Source organism: Vibrio sp. MED222, assembly GCF_000153005.1.
GTDB lineage: Bacteria > Pseudomonadota > Gammaproteobacteria > Enterobacterales > Vibrionaceae > Vibrio > Vibrio tasmaniensis_A.
Genome location: NZ_AAND01000094.1, coordinates 1 through 1,328, shown reverse-complemented (window position 1 = coordinate 1,328; position 1,328 = coordinate 1). Strand labels below are relative to the sequence as shown.

The 1,328-nt window shown below is 48.6% G+C and carries 3 tRNA genes and 1 rRNA gene; all 4 read left to right on the top strand.

Annotated features, from left to right (window positions below):
* Positions 1-698, top strand: a 16S ribosomal RNA gene (locus MED222_RS00020); the annotation flags it as partial.
* 91 nt (positions 699-789) lie between these two features.
* Positions 790-865, top strand: a tRNA-Glu gene (locus tag MED222_RS00025).
* Between the two features lie 2 nt (positions 866-867).
* Positions 868-943 (top strand) — tRNA-Lys (locus MED222_RS00030).
* A 32-nt stretch (positions 944-975) separates the two neighbouring features.
* A tRNA-Val gene (locus MED222_RS00035) sits at positions 976-1,051 on the top strand.
* Positions 1,052-1,328: the final 277 nt, after the last annotated feature.

Genomic DNA, 1,328 nt, shown 5'->3' with positions numbered 1-1,328 from the left:
CGTGGCTTTCGGAGCTAACGCGTTAAGTAGACCGCCTGGGGAGTACGGTCGCAAGATTAAAACTCAAATGAATTGACGGGGGCCCGCACAAGCGGTGGAGCATGTGGTTTAATTCGATGCAACGCGAAGAACCTTACCTACTCTTGACATCCAGAGAAGCCAGCGGAGACGCAGGTGTGCCTTCGGGAGCTCTGAGACAGGTGCTGCATGGCTGTCGTCAGCTCGTGTTGTGAAATGTTGGGTTAAGTCCCGCAACGAGCGCAACCCTTATCCTTGTTTGCCAGCGAGTAATGTCGGGAACTCCAGGGAGACTGCCGGTGATAAACCGGAGGAAGGTGGGGACGACGTCAAGTCATCATGGCCCTTACGAGTAGGGCTACACACGTGCTACAATGGCGCATACAGAGGGCAGCAAGCTAGCGATAGTGAGCGAATCCCAAAAAGTGCGTCGTAGTCCGGATTGGAGTCTGCAACTCGACTCCATGAAGTCGGAATCGCTAGTAATCGTGAATCAGAATGTCACGGTGAATACGTTCCCGGGCCTTGTACACACCGCCCGTCACACCATGGGAGTGGGCTGCAAAAGAAGTGGGTAGTTTAACCTTTCGGGGAGGACGCTCACCACTTTGTGGTTCATGACTGGGGTGAAGTCGTAACAAGGTAGCCCTAGGGGAACCTGGGGCTGGATCACCTCCTTATACGAAGATGCTCACGATGAGTGCCCACACAGATTGATTAGGTTTAGAAAAGTAAAGAGACGAAGAACTCCCAAGTTCTTCAATATCCAGTGTCCCGTTCGTCTAGAGGCCTAGGACACCGCCCTTTCACGGCGGTAACAGGGGTTCGACTCCCCTACGGGATACCATTGGGTCGTTAGCTCAGTTGGTAGAGCAGTTGACTTTTAATCAATTGGTCGCAGGTTCGAATCCTGCACGACCCACCATTCTTTCTCCGCGAAGGAATTAAAACTATCGTGGGCGATTAGCTCAGTTGGGAGAGCACCTGCCTTACAAGCAGGGGGTCACTGGTTCGAGCCCGGTATCGCCCACCATTCTCTAAATATTCTTAGTTATAGTCATATCCAAACCACTTCTTTTGTCGTTGGTTGGTGTGTTTGACCCTGAGAGTCTTTAGAAAATGTGAATTTTAGAACACTGGTTCTTAAAGTCTCATGCTCTTTAACAATTTGGAAAGCTGACTGATTGATTTACTTACGAGTAATTCAATCAAATTTAAAAGTTCTCAATGTTTATCTTTCATTAGATAAACACAACAAACACATTCAAGTGTCTTGTATTCGAATCAAACGTTAGTTTGATTCACAATTG